Source organism: Neisseria sp. P0008.S010 (genome assembly GCF_051962715.1).
GTDB classification, from domain to species: Bacteria; Pseudomonadota; Gammaproteobacteria; order Burkholderiales; family Neisseriaceae; genus Neisseria; species Neisseria elongata.
This window is the reverse complement of the sequence record NZ_JBQCVA010000123.1, coordinates 1-847: the sequence shown is the minus strand read 5'-3', so window position 1 is coordinate 847 and position 847 is coordinate 1. Positions and strand designations below refer to the sequence as shown.

The window sequence follows — 847 nt, the reverse complement described above, 5'->3', positions numbered from 1 at the left end:
GATGGCATCGATCACACTCAGCAACTGCGTGGACTTCAGGTTGTCCTTCGCTTCGCGCGGGGTATGCCCCTTACTGCTTCCTGTACCCATTCCTCACGCTCCATAAATGACAAAACCGCCCGCAGGCGGTTTCACATAAAACATTTTGCATCAGCGACCAATCACCACAACCTGACCACCGTCCCCTTCGTCTGCCGTGCTGATCTCCTGAGAAACCACGCGTGACCCCACGCGCATTTCCCCGTACAGAACAGGCAGAACATTGCCCTGGGCAACCATGTTATCCAGTGAGGAGAAATAGGTGTTCTGCTTACCGTTATCCGTTGTCTGTATACGGGGAGTTCTGGCTTTCGGTGCCAGCATCTGCGCCACACCACCGAGCACCATACTGGCACCGAGAGAAAACAGGATGCCGGTCATACCACCGGCCCCAATGGCTGCCCCCCATGCTGCAAGGGTGGCTCCGGCGGTAAAGAATGATCCGGCAATGGCGGCAGCCCCCAGGACAATCTGGAATACGCCACCTGACTTGGCCCCGGCGACTCTGGGAACAATATGAATTACAGCGCCATCAGGCAGAGTCTCATGTAACTGCGCCGTTAACCCGGACGTGCTGACGTCCCGCCCGGCAATCCGTACCTGATACCAGCCGTCGCTCAGTTTCTGACGAAACGCCGGGAGCTGTGTGGCCAGTGCCCGGATGGCTTCAGCCCCCGTTTTCACACGAAGGTCGATGCGGCGACCAAATCGTTGTAAATCCCCGTAAAGGCAGATGCGCGCCATGCCCGGTGACGCCAGAGGGAGTGTGTGCGTCGCTGCCATTTGTCGGTGTACCTCTCTCGTTTGC

1 protein-coding gene is annotated in these 847 nt (G+C 57.9%); it reads right to left on the bottom strand.

Translation table 11 applies throughout. The features are described 5' to 3' along the window. Positions 1–150: 150 nt before the first annotated feature. The coding region (locus ACTHSL_RS12800) for a tail assembly protein (RefSeq protein ID WP_440381676.1) at positions 151–847 on the bottom strand (697 nt) is incomplete at its 5' end.